This window comes from Blattabacterium cuenoti (assembly GCF_014252055.1).
Taxonomy (GTDB): domain Bacteria; phylum Bacteroidota; class Bacteroidia; order Flavobacteriales; family Blattabacteriaceae; genus Blattabacterium; species Blattabacterium cuenoti_D.
Genome location: NZ_CP059208.1, coordinates 308274 through 324651, shown reverse-complemented (window position 1 = coordinate 324651; position 16378 = coordinate 308274). Strand labels below are relative to the sequence as shown.

The window sequence follows — 16378 nt, the reverse complement described above, 5'->3', positions numbered from 1 at the left end:
ATTTTTCTAATATTTATAAAAAAAATCATCCATTACAGTTTTATAAGTAATCCATATACTTATTGGTAAAAATAATAAATTTGGAATCCATGCCCCCATCCATGCGCTTATTTTACATTTTTCTGCCATATTCTGAGTTATCGTAAGTAAAACATAATAAATAATAAATATAATTATAGCTATAATAGTTGGATAACCTATTCCTCCTTTTCTAAAAATAGAACCTATTGGCGCACCTATAAGAAACATTATAATACATGTTACTGAAAATGTAAATTTTTTCTGTAATTCTAATTGATGTTTAGCTAAATATGTTTTGTTGAAATAGTTTTTTTTTAATTTCAAAATATTAATTTTTTCTATTAGTTCCTTTGTATTAAGTATTTGAAAATTATCACGTAATCTTATATTAGAGATATTTTTTGAGGTAATTTTAAATTTTTGTATTAAAGTATCAAAATTTATAATTTTATAGGACGGTTTTTCTTGAAGTTCATTTGAATTTTCAGTATAAAAAATACCATTATTCAATTTTAATTGAAATAAATTATCCTCTTTATTTATTATAATTCCTTTTTTAGAAAAAATTGTATTTACCAGGTAATTTTTTCCATAGAAAAAAATGAATACATTATACATATTATTTTTTTTATCTTTCTTATCTATTTTTATGAAAAAGTCTGGGAATAAGTTAACAAAAGCTCCTTCTTTTAATTTATAATTAGAATTAGATAATGCTATTTTATAGCCTAGTTTCATCGCTTCTATTTTTGCTTTTGGTACAACAAAATCAGAAAAAAAATATAATCCCACAGATAAAAAAAAAGTTAAAAATAAAATGGGTTTCATAATCCGAAAAATAGAAATTCCAGAAGATTTAATTATTATAAGTTCTTGATTTTCAGAAAATTCACCAAAAGTAATAATAGAAGATAATAATATAGTTATAGGAATTGCTAATGGAATAATAGTAATTCCGAAGTAGAATATAAATTTTAATATTATCAATATATCAATGTTTTTTCCTGTTAATTCATCTATTTTGCTCCAAAAAAATTGAATCATGAAAACGATAAATATTGTAGAAAAGATAAATAGGAAAGGAATTATAAATAAACGAATTATATATATATCTATTTTTTTAAGCATCTAAATCTGGTTCAGGAAGTAAAAAAAATTCGTTTTCATCATTTATATTATAGAATTTTATTAATTTTTGAATATCTGATAATTCTATAAATGGACATTGTAATCGTATTAATTCATTTTTATTAGAAAATAATAGATCTCCATTGCCTATCAAATTCTCAGCACCTGTACAATCTAGAATGATTCTAGAATCTATTTTAGAACTAACTCTAAAAGAAATTCTTGCAGGAAAGTTAGCTTTTATTAATCCAGTAATTACATCTACTGATGGACGTTGTGTTGATACAATCAAATGAATACCTACAGCACGAGAAAGTTGAGCTAAACGTATTATATATGTTTCTATTTCTTTCTTTTTAAAAGAAATACTAAAATCTGCGAATTCATCAATAATGACTATTATATAAGGAAAATCATATTTTTTTTTGCATTTAAATTTTAAATGATATTCTCTAATATTTCTCACTTTATTTTTTTCCAAGATGTCATATCTTTTATCCATTTCTTTACATAAAGAATTTAGTGTATTTTTTGCCTCATATAAATTTGTAATTACCGGTTGTTTACACTTAGGAAGTGTAGCAAAGTAAGATTTTGATATATTTTTATATATAGATAATTCCACTTTTTTTGGATCAATTAAAATAAATTTTATATCTTTTGATTTCTTTTTATACAACAAAAAAATAATAATAGCATTTAAACCTACTGATTTACCTTGTCCAGTAGATCCTGCTATAAGTAAATGTGGCATTTTAGCTAGATCTAAAACAAAAATTTCATTGAAAACTGTTTTTCCTAAGGATATAGGTAGTTCCATTTCATTGCTTTTTTTATCACTTTCCTCTGAAAAAAGGACATCTTCGATATATACAGGATAACGTTTATGATTAGGAATTTCTATTCCTATGGTTCCTTTTGCTGGAATTGGAGCTATAATTCTTATAGATAGAGCGGATAAATTTAATGCAATTTCATTTTCTAAATTTTTTATTTTTGAAATTCTTGTTCCTATATGAGGAAAAATTTCGTATAGAGTAATAGTAGGACCTATATTAGCTTTTATTTTATCTATTTTTAAATTATGATGGTCAAGTATTTTTACTATCTTTTTTTTATTATTTTCAATATTTTTTCTTATTTCTGATATGATATTATCTATGTCGTGGTGGTTCTTCCTTATAAAACTATTTCTAAGACTAAGAATAGAAGGTATTATCGTTTTATTTTCTTTTTTTTTTCTGAGGGGGACGTTATTTATTCTATTTGAGATTAAAAAATTTTTAAACATTATAACTTTTTTCAGTACTTCTTTTAAGAATTGTATTTTTTTTTTATTGTTATTTTTCTTATACGAAGAAAAATTATATAAAAACTTATACTAATTACGATTAGTATAAATAATCCAATTTTTCCAAATAAATTAATCAAAAAGTTTCCTATTTCAAATCCAAATATTCCGCTGAATATTCCTTTGTAGTTTTTATCTGGTAAAATTAGATGACAAGTGATTGGAATCCATATACTAAAAAATATAAACTTATATATTATTGATTTATAAAAATTATCTAATATGTTTTTTTTTGAAAAAAGTATTTTTAGTCCTGTAAAAAATAATAGTACAGGGATAAAAAGAGCACTAATTCCTATTCCACAATGAATAAAGTAGTGAGATACAATAGCTCCAATTTTTCCTAGTAAATTTTCCGCTATTATTTCTTTATCAAAAATTATTAATTGACTTTGGTCTTTTTTCCAATAGAAAAGGAAAGATGAAAAACTAAGAAATAGGAAAATACTTCCCCCTAATAAAAAAAGGCCAAAAATAGTTACAGTGATTTTATTTTCATTTTTTATGATATAATTTTTTTTTGGAATATTTTTATGCATATAACTCTTTTATAAAGAATTTTTTAAAAAATTGTAAATATTCTATATAAAGAAATTTAATCTTTTTTTGATTCAATTATTTGTTTTTTTTTGCAAAAAGTTTTTTATAAAGAAAAATTTATTATCTTTTTATTATCTTATATATAACATAGATTAGTTTAGATTATGAATATTAAAAAAATGAAAAAAACAAAAGTCTTATTATTACTAGTGGGATTATTTTATTGTTATGCAATAACAACAGAAGCAGCAGCTATAGAAAAAACAGGATATACAGAAACGGAAACAATAACGAAGAATAAAGGAATGAAAATGANCAGGAACAACAGGAGCAGGAACAACAGGAGCAGGAACAACAGGAGCAGGAACAACAGGAGCAAGAACAACAGGAGCAGGAACAACAGGAGCAGGAACAACAGGAGCAGGAACAACAGGAGCAGGAACAACAGGAGCAGGAACAACAGGAGCAGGAACAACAGGAGCAGGAGCAACAGGAGCAGGAACAACAGTAGCAGGAGCAACAGGAGCAGGAACAACAGTAGCAGGAGCAACAAATAAAAAAGAAGATAGATCTCATCTAAATATGTTTATAGATTTATCAAGTAGTCTTAATTCTACAGTTAAAAAAGAAATTTTTGAAGGTTCTAATTTTTCTGAAGACTATTTAAATTTGGAAATAGAAGGAAAAACTAATGACAAAATAAGTTATCGTTTTTCAAAAAAACTGAACAATAATAAAAATTCAGTAAATTATAAAATAGTGGATTTAGCCTACTTAAAATATAAGTGGAATGATGATCTTCATTTTTTGATAGGAAAACAACCTATTGCTTTTGGAAGTATGGAATATGCAAGTAGTTCTTATGATAAAACATTTCGTTATTCTAACGTATTATATAATAAAAATGTAGAGAACCCCGTTGGTTTTAATTTGATTTATCATCCTATAAAAAATCAAGAATTACAATTACAAATTGTAAATAGCAATAGTAATACAAAAGAAAAAGAATATGATAATAAAAAATGGACCCATCCCATGGGAGGAACTTTGAATTTGAATTGTAGTTTTTTCAATAAAATGATACAAAGCAGATGTTCTTATTCTATTTTTCAAGAAAATGAAAAGAATAATTTTTGGAAGTTATTAGCAATAGGAGGAAAATTAGATTTTAAACCTATATCTATGGAAGCGGATTATATATTAAGTGATGAAGATGTGGAAAAAAACGGTAGTATAACAAAAATTATACAATCAATGAAAATTAATAATAATAATCATTCTCCATCTATTAAATATGGAACTTATTTAGTAAAATTTAAATATAATTTTCTACCAAGATGGTGTTTAATTGCTAAAGGGGAATATGAAACAGGTACTTCTAAAAGAGAATTTAGTGATTTATTCGTAAAAAATCAACTATTTAAAAGGTTATATACTTATTATGGAGGGGTAGAATTTTTTCCTGTAAAAAATAATGAAGATATTAGTTTACATCTTGTTTATAAAAATCAAAGAATAAATTATAATTTAGATAAAATAAAAAAAGAGAATAAGAATAATCATTTTATGATTTTAGGATTTAGTTATCGTGTTAAGATTATTTAAGACAATTAATTAAAAAATATCGAGAGTTATCTCGGTATTTTTTTTTATTTTTTATGAATATGATAAAAATAGGACTTTATTTTGGATCATTTAATCCTATCCATTTAGGACATACAATTATTGCTAATCATACAAAAGAATTTTTAGATATAGATTATGTTTGGTTTATTGTATCTCCACAAAATCCATTAAAAAAAAAAATATTTTGAATTATGAACATAGAATAAAAATGGTTGAAATTGCAGTTTCTGATTATGAGAATATCAGAGTTTTGGATATTGAACATGGAAATTATCCATCTTATACTATTCATACACTTAATAACATAGAAAAAAAATATACAGGATATAAATTTTTCATTATATTAGGAGTAGATACTTATTCTTCAATAAAAAAATGGAAAGATTATAAAATAATAATAAGAAAATATGATATGATAGTATACCCTAGGATTGGATGTTTTGATCATCCTATTTTTAATATAGAAAAAATAGCTTTTTTGAAAGCTCCAATTATTGAAATATCTTCTTCTTTTATTAGAAATAATATTCAAAAAGGAAAAAATATGAAATATTTACTTTATATAAAAGTATGGAATTACATTAATAAATATAATTTATATAGATAAAAATAAATGTAGTGATTATTGTTTTGTTTTATATATAAAATATTGATAAGCTATTTTTAATAATTTTTTAAATTCAAGCTCAAAAAATATTTCTTCTATTGAATTCCATTTTGGTTTTTTTATATAGAATTTTTCATCTTGAAAAGACAAAACTGGAATAGTTGTTACTATTGTAATCAATTTTTTATATAATAATCCTAAATGTTTATTATTTTCAATGTTTTTTTGCAAATTACCTTTTAATTCATGAGTTGAATCAAATAATTTTTCAATACTACCATATTTTTTTATGAACTTTGTAGCAGTTATTTTTCCAATTCCTGGAAGTCCTGGAATATTATCTGAATAATCTCCCATCATACTCCATAAATCTATAACTTGTTTTGGAGAGGAAACTTCAAATCTTTCTATGATTTCTTTTATTCCTAATATTTTTTTAGGATGACCTTTAAAAGGTGGAATATAAATTTTAATGTTCTTTGTTACCAATTGATAAAAATCTTTATCTAAAGTCATTATATATATGATGTATCCTTTATTTTCTGCCATATTTGCTATCGTTCCGATAATATCATCTGCTTCATATCCTTTTATAGCATGTATAAAATGAATTCTAAAGGTTTTTAAAATATTTATAATATGAGGAATAGCTATATTAATAGCTTCTGGAGTTACTTTTCTATGTGATTTATATTTATTATATTCTTTTTTTCTAAAAGTTTTTTGATTGGTATCAAAAACAATTGCCATGTAAGATGGTTTTTCATTATTTAACGTATTTATTAATAAGGATATAAAATTCATTATAGGAGAAGTATCTAATCCTTTTGATGTAAATAGAGGATTTTTTTTATAAGCATAATAACTTTGATAGATAAAAGGAAATGCATCTATTAAAAATAATTTTTTGTTATTCATATATCAATTTTTATTATTTATTATAAATTAACAATTTAGTTAGTACAGTAACAACAATAATGATAAAATCAAATAAATATACAGTAACAGCTGCATTACCATATGCTAATGGACCTATTCATATTGGACACTTAGCAGGAGTTTATTTACCTGCAGATGTTTTTGTTCGTTTTCTTAGGAGAAATAACGTAGATGTTGTTTTTATATGTGGTTCTGACGAACATGGAGTTCCTATAGCTATACAAGCTAAAAAAGAAAATAAAGAACCTGAAGAAATAGTAAATAAATATCATTACATGATAAAAAATTGTTTTATTAATTTTGGGATACAATTTGATAATTATTCAAGAACATCTACAAAAATTCATTATGAAATATCTACTTCTTTTTTTCAAAGATTTTATGAGGAAAAAAAAATTTTTGAAAAAGAGTCTAAACAATATTTTGATGAAAAAGAAAAGCAATTTTTAGCTGATAGATATATTTGTGGAATATGTCCATACTGTAAAAAAAATGATGCTTATGGAGATCAATGCGAAAATTGTGGAAATTTTTTAAATCCAGAGGATTTAATTCATCCAAAATCTACTATAAGTGGAAGTATTCCAATTTTTGAGAAAACTAAACATTGGTATTTTCCTTTAAATGAGTACCAAGAATTTTTGGAAAAATGGATTTTAATTCAACACAAAAAAGATTGGAAAATAAATGTGTATGGTCAAGCAAAATCTTGGTTAAATCAAGGATTAAAACCTCGTCCTATAACAAGAGATTTAAATTGGGGAATTCCTATACCAATAGATGGATATAAAGGTAAAGTGATGTATGTATGGTTTGAAGCACCTATAGGATATATTTCTTCTACTATAGAATGGTCTAAAAGGAAAAAAATAGATTGGAAGCCTTACTGGAAAGATGAAAATACAAAATTAATTCAGTTTATAGGAAAAGATAACATCGTATTCCACTGCATTATTTTTCCAGTTATACTCAAGGCTTATAATAGTGGATATATTCTTCCAGATCAAATATTTGCCAATGAATTTCTAAATCTAGAAAATAAAAAAATTTCTACTTCTAAAAATTGGGCTGTTTGGGTTCATGAATATTTAGAAGATTTTCCAAATCAACAGGATGCACTTCGTTATATTCTTATAGCAAATATGCCAGACAAAAAAGATAATAATTTTAATTGGAAAGATTTTCAAAGAAGAAATAATAACGAATTAGTTTCCATATTAGGAAATTTCATAAATAGAACTATGACTTTGGTTAAAAAATATAATTATGGAATAGTTCCTTATCCTTCAAATTTTACAAAAAAAGATGAAAAAATATTGGAAAGTATTAAAAATTATCCAAATAATATAGGATTTTTAATAGAATCCTATAATTTTAGAGAAGCTTTAACTCGTTTTATGGATTTAGCTAGAGTAGGAAATAAGTATTTAACAGAAGAAGAACCTTGGAAAAAAAATAAGGAAAAAAAACGTTTAGATACTATTCTTTATATATCCTTGCAAATTGTTGGTATTTTAGCTCAATTATCTGAACCATTTTTACCACATACAGCAAAAAAATTGTTGGATATGCTTCGTTTAAAACCTTGTTTTTGGAGTAATATAAAAAATATAGAAAAAATGTTACCACCAGGACATTTGTTGGGGAGATCTTCGTTATTATTTAAGGTAATTACTAATGAAAAAATTGAAAAACAACTTATTAAGTTAGGTAAAGTTAAAAAATTCTAATTAAATTATAATATTATATGCGGAGAGAGAGGGATTCGAACCCCCGGAGGTATTAAACCTCAACGGTTTTCAAGACCGCCGCAATTAGCCACTCTGCCATCTCTCCAATTATATTTGAATTTCAATTATATTTCTAAGAAGATCTTGCATAGTTTCTCTTTTTCTTATCAGAAAATCTTTTCCATTGAGAATCATCACTTCGGAAGGTCTGTAACGAGAATTATAATTAGAAGACATAGAAAAACAATAAGCCCCTGCGTTTTTAATACACAAAATGTCACCTTCACGGATTTCTGCAATTTTTCTATTGAAACCAAAAGTATCTGATTCGCAGATATATCCTACAACTGTGTAAAAACGATGACGTCCATTAGGATTAGAAATATTTTCAATACAGTGATAAGCATCATAAAACATAGGACGAAGAAAATGATTGAATCCTGAATCAACTCCAGCAAACACAGTAGAAGTCGTATGTTTTATTACATTTACATTAACTAAAAAATATCCTGATTCGCTTACTAAAAATTTTCCAGGTTCAAATATTAAAGAAACTTTACTTCCGTAATCTTTACAAAAGGATTGAAATTTTTCTGTAATAAAATTGCTTAAAGAAATAAGATCCGTTTTTATATCATTTTTTTTATATGGAACTTTAAATCCGCTACCAAAATCAATATAGTCAATGTCTGGAAAATCCATAGCTATCTTAAATAAGATATTTGCTCCTTCTAAAAAAGATTTTATATCAGATATATCTGATCCTGTATGCATATGTATTCCTTCTATTTTGAGTCCTGTATTATTTAATATTCTTTTCATATGAGGGATTTGATAATGAGATATTCCAAATTTTGAATCAATATGCCCAACGGAAATTTTTGAATTTCCTCCTGCCATAATATGCGGATTGATTCTAATTCCTACAGAATAGTCAGAAATATCTTCTCCAAACTGTTCTAAAATAGATAAATTATCCAAGTTAATTCGTACTCCAAAATCTACTGCTTTTTTTATTTCTTTAATAGAAACACAATTAGGTGTAAATATAATTTTTTTTGGATGAAAACCGGCTTTTAACCCCAATTCTACTTCTTGAATAGAGACAGTATCTAATCCACTTCCTAGTTTTTGTAAAAATTTTAATATGTTAAGATTCGTATTTGCTTTACAAGCATAATTAATGATTAAATTTTTTATACAGCTAAAAGCATTTTTCATCTTTATATATTGTTTCTTTATTTGATAAGAATCATATATATAAAGGGGTGTTCCATATTTATTGGAAAGTTGTATTAATTGTTCTCTATAAACTGGACGACTAATCTTTTCTAATTCTTTCATTTTATCAAAAATTCAATTCATTCATTATGAATTATGATTAGAGAATAAATAGACAGACTTCTCTATTTTTATTATTCTATTATACTTACTCTATTCTCTATTTTCTTAGAGAAGAGATAAATGAATAACATCATTCATGTCTCTAACATAATCAAAAGTTAATCCTATTAAATGTTCTTGCTTAATTTCTTCTACATCTTTTTTATTATCTTTAGAAAGAATAATTTCTTTAATATTAGCTCTTTTAGCTGCTAAAATTTTTTCTTTTATTCCTCCTACAGGAAGAACTTTCCCTCTTAAAGTTATTTCTCCAGTCATAGCTATATTAGGTTTAAGTTTTCTTTTAGTATAACTTGATACTAGAGAAGTTAACATCGTTATTCCTGCAGATGGTCCATCTTTAGGAACTGCACCTTCAGGTACATGTACATGTACATTTTTTTCTTCGAACATTTTAGGATCGATATTAAATTCTTTGTAATGGGATTTGATATACTGTAAAGCAATTGTAGCTGATTCCTTCATAATTTCCCCCAAATTTCCAGTAATACTTAAATTTCCTTTTCCATTAGATAAACTAGATTCTATATATAAAATATCTCCACCAAAGTTAGTCCAAGCTAGACCGGTAACTACGCCTGGTACATTATTTTCTTCATAACGATCAGGATCATTTGGAACACCAAGAATGTTTTCTATTTTTTCTATGCTCAATTTTTTTACATATTTTTTATTCATAGCAATATGTTTAGCAACATAACGTGCTAATTTTGCAATATGTTTTTCTAAAGTTCTTAATCCTGACTCTCTAGTATAACTTTCAATTACTTTTTCTATTTGTTTGTTTCCAAGAATTAAATTGGATTTTTTTAATCCGTTATCCTTTAATTGTTTAGGAAGAATGTGTTTTTTTACAATTTGCGTTTTTTCTTCAACTGTATATCCATTCATTTCTATTATTTCCATTCTGTCTATTAGAGCAGGTTGTATATGAGAAAGTGAATTCGCTGTAGCTATAAATAACACTTTTGATAAATCGTAACCCATTTCTAAAAAATTATCATAAAATGATGTATTCTGTTCTGGGTCTAAAACTTCTAACATAGCAGAAGAAGGATCCCCATTTGCTCCTAAACTCATTTTATCGATTTCATCAATGACAAAAACAGGATTTGAAGTTCCTACTTTTCGTATAGATTGCAATAATCTTCCTGGCATAGCGCCAATATAAGTTCTTCTATGTCCACGTATTTCAGATTCATCATGTAACCCACCCAAAGAAATACGTACATATTTTCTTTTAAGTGCAGTAGCTATAGATCTACCTAAAGATGTCTTTCCTACGCCAGGAGGCCCGTAAAAACATAGAATAGGAGATCTCATATCTCCTCTCAATTTTAAAACAGCTAAATATTCTATAATACGTTCTTTTACTTTTTCTAATCCATAATGATCTCTATCTAATATTTTTTGAGCGTACTCTAAATCAAAACTATCTTTTGAATACCTACCCCAAGGGAGATCTATCATCAATTCTAGATAATTTCTCTGTACGGTATATTCTGGCATTTGAGGATTAGTTCTTTGCATTTTTAGTAGTTCTCTATCAAACTGTTTTTTTGCTTCTTTAGGCCACTTTTTTCTAGAAGCTTTAGCGCGCATTTCATCAATCTCTTTCTCATAAGAGATATCTCCTAATTCCTCTTGTATAGCTTTAATTTGTTGATGTAAAAAATATTCTCTTTGTTGTTGATCCATATCACTTCGAACACGAGATTGAATATCATTTTTTAATTTAATTTGTTGATGTTCAACGTTAAGAAAACGTAATGTTTCCATTGCTCTTTTTTTTAAATCATCATATTCCAGTAGTTTTTGTTTATCTCTGGTTGCTAAATTCATATTAGCTGCTACAAAGTTTATTAAAAAAGATGGACTTTCAATATTACGAATTGCTATACTTGCTTCCGATGGAATATTGGGATTATCCTGAATAATTTTTATAGCTATTTCCTTTATAGATTCTACTAAAGCAAGATATTCTTTATCCTTACAAGATGGCTTCTTTTCTTCTAAGGCAACAATTTCTGCTTTAAAATATGGATCATTTTGAATAAAACGATTTACTTTGAATCTTCTTTTTCCTTGAAGAATAACGGTTGTGTTTCCATCAGGCATTTTCAATAATTTTAATATTTTAGCAACAGTTCCGATAGAGTATAAATCTTTTTCACTTATATTTTCTATACCAGAATTTTTCTGTGTTAAAACTCCAACTGTTTTATCTAATCCATAAGCATCTTGTAACAGTTGTATTGATCCGCTTTTTCCCGCTATAATTGGAAAAACAATTCCAGAATACAAGACCATATTCCTTACTGTTAGAATACATAATTGTTTTGGAATATCGTCTTTAAGAAGCTGATCCTCTTCATCTTGACTCATTAAAGGAATAAATTCAGCTTCAGACTCGAATCCAGATTCGGTAAATATATTTTTTAGTAACATAAAAAAATAGATTTCTTAAATGACGCAAATGATGATTTAATTTATTTAATTCATCCTAATTCTATAGAATTAAATATACTTTTTTCTATATGAAAAACAAAACCCTTTATGTAAGGATGATTTCTCTTTTGGAAAGATTTGCAAAAAATGTTTATTCATGATTTTTAATCATGTATAAAAAAAGATCTTCTGTTAAAATTTTAATAGTATTTTTATTCATACTCTTTTCCAACTTAGAACCAAAATTTTTTCCAACTATTATAAAATTAACCTTATTATTTACAGTGTTATACACTCTACCTCCTAATGATTCTATGATGCTCTTTGCTTTATTTCTAGTCATAGAATCCATTTTTCCTGTAAATACAAAAGATTTTCCATCAAAAAAATAGAAATATTTTTTTTCTTTAGAAGATTTAAAATTTAAACCATATTTTATGAGCATATTAATCGTATGTTTATTTTCTTGAATTGAAAAATAAGTGATGATACTTTGTGAAATTTTTTTTCCTATACCTGGAATAGAAATTAAATTTTCATAACTAGCATTCATTAAAGAATGTATATCTGGAAAATTTTCTATTAATTTTTTTGAAACATCTTCTCCTACATGATGGATTCCTAAAGCGTGAAGAACTCTATGATAAGGTTTTTTTTTCGATTCTTCTATATTGTTTAATATGTTATCAGCTAATTTTTCTTTTATTCTATCTATTTGAAATAGATATTTTTTTTTCAATTTATATAAATCATATAGATTATATAAAAAACCCTTTTCGTATAATTTTTTTATTATTTTATTTCCAATATTTCGTATATTCATTGCTTTATCACTTACAAAGTGTATTATTTTTCTTATTCTTTTAGAAGGGCAATTTTTATTAATACAGTAGTATAATTCATTTATTTTTATTAAAGTATCATTACATGATGGACATTTTTTCAAGAAAAATATGGGAGAAGCCTTATTTGATCTTTTTTCAAAATTTATTTTTGTCATTTTTGGAATAATATCACCTCCTTTTTCCAAGAAAAGAGTATCTCCGTAATAAATTCCATTTTTTTTGATGAAGTTATTATTATAAAGCGTTACTCTTTTTACGATTGTTCCAGAAATTGATACAGGGGCAACATTAGCTACAGGAGTAATAATTCCTGTTCTTCCTACTTGAAAAGTAAGGTTTAATAATTTTGTTTCTGATGGTTTTTGTTTGAATTTATAAGCTATGGCCCAACGTGGATATTTGTTGGTATAACCTAAAACATATTGTTTTTGATATTCATTTACTTTTATAACTATTCCATCTGTTTGATAAGGTCTTTTTTTTCTATAAACTTCCCAAAAGTCTATAAAGTGGATAACATCGTCTACATTTTTACAAAAACGTGTTGTTTCTGGAGTCATAAAACCCCAATTATTAATAGCTTTTAAAGCTTCATATTGGGTATGGAAAGGTAAATTTTTTCCTGAAGCATTAAATGCTACACAATCTAATTCTCTTTTAGCTACTTCTTTGTAATCATGAATTTTAAGAGTCCCACTAGCAGTGTTTCTTGGATTATTATAAGGAGTTTTTCCTATTTTTATACGTCTTTCATTTATTTTTAATAAATTTTTTACAGATAAAAATATTTCACCACGTATTTCAAGGTACGAAGGATAGTTATTTTTTCCTATTAATTTTAATGGGATAGATTTTATCGTTTGTACATTTTTTGTGACATTTTCTCCTTTTTCTCCGTCTCCACGAGTAACTGCATGGGTTAAACTACCGTTTTGATAAATCAAACTTATAGAAACTCCATCATATTTTGGTTCACATACAAAGGATGTATTAAAATTTATTGATTTATTTATTTTATTTAACCAAATTATTAATTCTTTTTTGGAGTAAACATTTTTAAGAGAATACATTTTATATTTATGATAGTAAATAGAAGAATAATCTATTTTATGAATTTCTGCTCCGATTTTAATACTTGGAGAGTTATGATCATATAATTCAGGATATTTTTTTTCTAAAAAAGATAATTCTCTTAATTTTTTATCGAAAATAAAATCAGATATATCTGGATGATCTAATACATAATATTTATAATTATGATTAGCTAATTCTTTTCTAAGTTGATTTATTTTTTCTGTTATTATTTTTTTCTTCATTTTCATTATAAATTTATTTTTTTCCATAGTATATTGCACGAATCATTCGGAATATCCCTTGATAATCTTTTTTTATTTCTATATTAAAAAAACCTATATTTCTTAGGAAATTAAGAACATCCAAATAGATGAATTGATTTATCTCAAAATAAATATATACGATTCCATTAAATCTTTTTTTTATCCAAAAAGAAATTTTTTTGTAAAAAACTAGAGGATCATGATTAGGAACGAATAACGCTCTATAAGGTTCGTACTGAATAATGTTTGGATGTAAGATTTTTTTTTCAGATAATCTTATATAAGGAGGATTACTAACTACAATACTAATAGAATTATTTTTAGTTTTTGGACAATAGGAAATTAAATCATTTAAAACGTCTAATTTCATTAAATAAATGATAACATTATGTAATCTCTTATTTTTTTTGGCTATGGAAATTATTTCATTAGAATAATCTATTGCATATATATGTCCTATTTTAGGGTTTCTCTTCTTTAAAGTAATTGCTACACATCCACTTCCTGTTCCTATATCAAATATTTGAACATAATTATCCTTATAAGGGTCCTTATTATAGTTTTCTTGTAATATCCAATGTACTAATTCTTCTGTTTCTGGTCTTGGAATAAAAACTTTTTCGTTTACTATGAATTTCATTCCAAAAAAATAAGCATGTTCTATTACATATTGAATAGGTCTATTATTTTTTAATTCCCATAATTTTTTCATTAGTTCTTTATAGACAAGAAAACTTATTTTCTTCTTTTTATTTAGTAAGAAAAGTACAGTTACTTTATCACATTTTAATATGTGAGTTATTAGTAAAAAAAAAATATTATCTAGTTCTTTTTCAGAATATAAGGGATTAAGTTGTTTTTTAAAACAATGATAAAATACATTTATGTAAACCATAATAATGCTAATTAAAAAAAAATATTTATTTTGTTTGTTAATAATTTTTTGATATTACTATTATTTTATATTATCTATGTATGCTGATAAATGATGATACTATTGCTTCTTTAGCTACTCCTACTATTGGTTCCGGAGCTATTTCTATTATTCGTATTTCTGGAAAAAATTCTATTTCTATTGTTGAAGATGTTTTTATTTCCGTTAAACCAGGAAAAAAACTAGATCATCAATCTACCCACACTATTCATATGGGTTATCTAGTAGAAAAAGTAGAAAAAGAAGTAGAAAAGGAAAACTTTTTGGATCAAGTTTTGATATCCGTTTTTAAAACTCCCTTTTCTTATACTGGAGAAAATATGATAGAAATATCGTGCCATGGGTCTTATTATATTCAACAAAAAATTTTACAATTATTAATAAAAAAAGGAATACGTTTAGCTAGACCTGGAGAATTTACACTTCGTGCATTTTTAAATAAAAAAATTGATTTATCGCAAGCCGAAGCTATAGCTGATCTTATTTCATCCGAAAATAAAGTTTCTCATGATATATCCTTGCAACAGATAAAAGGATCATTATCTAATACTATTAAACATTTAAGGAATAAATTATTAGATTTTGCATCTATTTTGGAGTTAGAATTGGATTTTTCAGAAGAAAATTTAATTTTTTATGATAGGTTTGATTTTTCATCATTTTTTGATGAATTAAAAAAAACATTAAAAGATTTGATTGAATCTTTTTCGTTAGGAAATGCGATAAAAAGAGGAATTATTGTTGTAATAGTTGGAAGTCCAAATGTAGGAAAATCTACTTTATTCAATTCTATTCTTAAAGAAGAACGTTCTATTATATCTGATAAAGAAGGAACAACTAGGGATTGTATAGAAGGTGAAATTATTTTCAATGGAATTCTTTTTAGATTTATGGATACAGCTGGAATTAGAAGATCTAAAGACCCAATAGAAATTATTGGAGTAAAAAAAACTATGAAAAAAATAGAAGAATCTGAAGTGATATTATATGTTTTTGATTTTTCTTCTATAAAAAGTCAAAATGAAATTATTGATGATATTCATAGTATTTATAAAAAATATCCATCAAAAAATATTTTTATTGTAGCGAATAAATCTGATATTTCCTATTTGAAAAATTTTAAACATCTAAAATCTAGATTTTCTCATTTTTTTGAAGTTTCTGCAAAAAACAATCATGGAATAGATGAAATACTTAGGACTTTGAGTCATTTATTTATTAAAAAATTGAAAGATAAAAATGTCATTATTACACAAAGTAGACATTATGAAGCTTTGAAATTATCATTAAGAGAAATATGTTTAGCGCATGATGTGATAAATAAAGGACTTTCAGAGGATTTAATTTCTATACATATTAAAGAAGCATTACGTCATTTAGGAGAAATAACGGGAGAGACAACAAATGAAGATATATTAAAAAATATTTTCTCTAAGTTTTGTATTGGAAAATGATTTTTTTTTTATAA

13 protein-coding genes and 1 tRNA gene are annotated in these 16378 nt (G+C 25.1%); 5 read left to right on the top strand and 9 right to left on the bottom strand.

The genetic code is table 11. The features are described from left to right. Positions 1 to 6: 6 nt before the first annotated feature. Genes H0H48_RS01580 through H0H48_RS03130 form a run of 3 tightly spaced genes read right to left on the bottom strand, consistent with a single transcriptional unit; the run spans position 7 to position 3039 of the window. A complete protein-coding gene (locus H0H48_RS01580) occupies positions 7 to 1149 on the bottom strand; it encodes an LptF/LptG family permease (protein WP_185870814.1) in 1143 nt (380 codons plus the stop codon). Next, a complete protein-coding gene (locus H0H48_RS01575; RefSeq protein WP_185870813.1) occupies positions 1142 to 2440 on the bottom strand; it encodes a DNA translocase FtsK in 1299 nt (432 codons plus the stop codon). Before H0H48_RS01575 ends, H0H48_RS01580 begins: the two co-directional genes overlap by 8 nt. 23 nt (positions 2441 to 2463) lie before the next feature. After that, positions 2464 to 3039: a DNA translocase FtsK 4TM domain-containing protein gene (locus H0H48_RS03130; RefSeq protein ID WP_185870812.1), complete on the bottom strand. Its 576-nt coding sequence runs from the start codon at positions 3037 to 3039 to the stop codon at positions 2464 to 2466. A 583-nt stretch (positions 3040 to 3622) separates the two neighbouring features. Here H0H48_RS03130 and H0H48_RS01560 point away from each other — a divergent pair. Genes H0H48_RS01560 through H0H48_RS01555 form a run of 3 tightly spaced genes read left to right on the top strand, consistent with a single transcriptional unit; the run spans position 3623 to position 5273 of the window. After that, entirely contained in the window at positions 3623 to 4645 is a 1023-nt protein-coding gene (locus H0H48_RS01560; RefSeq protein ID WP_185870810.1) for a porin, read from the top strand. A 53-nt stretch (positions 4646 to 4698) separates the two neighbouring features. Next, a complete protein-coding gene (locus H0H48_RS03125) occupies positions 4699 to 4854 on the top strand; it encodes a nicotinate-nicotinamide nucleotide adenylyltransferase (RefSeq protein WP_238785291.1) in 156 nt (51 codons plus the stop codon). Then, entirely contained in the window at positions 4851 to 5273 is a 423-nt protein-coding gene (locus H0H48_RS01555) for a nicotinate-nicotinamide nucleotide adenylyltransferase (RefSeq protein WP_238785290.1), read from the top strand. The genes H0H48_RS03125 and H0H48_RS01555 overlap by 4 nt, the downstream gene beginning before the upstream one ends. Positions 5274 to 5288: 15 nt before the next feature. Here the strand turns inward: H0H48_RS01555 and H0H48_RS01550 are convergent, their stop codons facing one another. Further along, positions 5289 to 6191: a 5'-3' exonuclease gene (locus H0H48_RS01550; protein ID WP_185870809.1), complete on the bottom strand. Its 903-nt coding sequence runs from the start codon at positions 6189 to 6191 to the stop codon at positions 5289 to 5291. A 59-nt stretch (positions 6192 to 6250) separates the two neighbouring features. Here H0H48_RS01550 and metG point away from each other — a divergent pair, with 59 nt between their 5' ends. Then, positions 6251 to 7942, top strand: a complete 1692-nt coding sequence (gene metG / locus H0H48_RS01545) for a methionine--tRNA ligase (RefSeq protein ID WP_185870808.1) — start codon at positions 6251 to 6253, stop codon at positions 7940 to 7942. 20 nt (positions 7943 to 7962) lie between these two features. Here the strand turns inward: metG and H0H48_RS01540 are convergent. The 5 genes from H0H48_RS01540 to H0H48_RS01520 form a co-directional block, all read right to left on the bottom strand. Further along, positions 7963 to 8048 (bottom strand) — tRNA-Ser (locus H0H48_RS01540). Positions 8049 to 8050: 2 nt separating this feature from the next. Then, positions 8051 to 9286, bottom strand: coding sequence for a diaminopimelate decarboxylase (gene lysA, locus H0H48_RS01535; RefSeq protein ID WP_185870807.1), 1236 nt, complete (start codon positions 9284 to 9286; stop codon positions 8051 to 8053). Between the two features lie 105 nt (positions 9287 to 9391). Further along, entirely contained in the window at positions 9392 to 11794 is a 2403-nt protein-coding gene (gene lon / locus H0H48_RS01530) for an endopeptidase La (protein WP_185870806.1), read from the bottom strand. Between the two features lie 151 nt (positions 11795 to 11945). After that, complete coding sequence (gene ligA, locus H0H48_RS01525) at positions 11946 to 13961, bottom strand: NAD-dependent DNA ligase LigA (RefSeq protein ID WP_185871344.1); 2016 nt, start codon at positions 13959 to 13961, stop codon at positions 11946 to 11948. Between the two features lie 7 nt (positions 13962 to 13968). Then, positions 13969 to 14871, bottom strand: coding sequence for a N5-glutamine methyltransferase family protein (locus tag H0H48_RS01520; protein WP_185871343.1), 903 nt, complete (start codon positions 14869 to 14871; stop codon positions 13969 to 13971). A gap of 83 nt (positions 14872 to 14954) precedes the next feature. Here H0H48_RS01520 and mnmE point away from each other — a divergent pair, with 83 nt between their 5' ends. Next, positions 14955 to 16364, top strand: coding sequence for a tRNA uridine-5-carboxymethylaminomethyl(34) synthesis GTPase MnmE (gene mnmE / locus H0H48_RS01515; protein ID WP_185871370.1), 1410 nt, complete (start codon positions 14955 to 14957; stop codon positions 16362 to 16364). Positions 16365 to 16378: the final 14 nt, after the last annotated feature.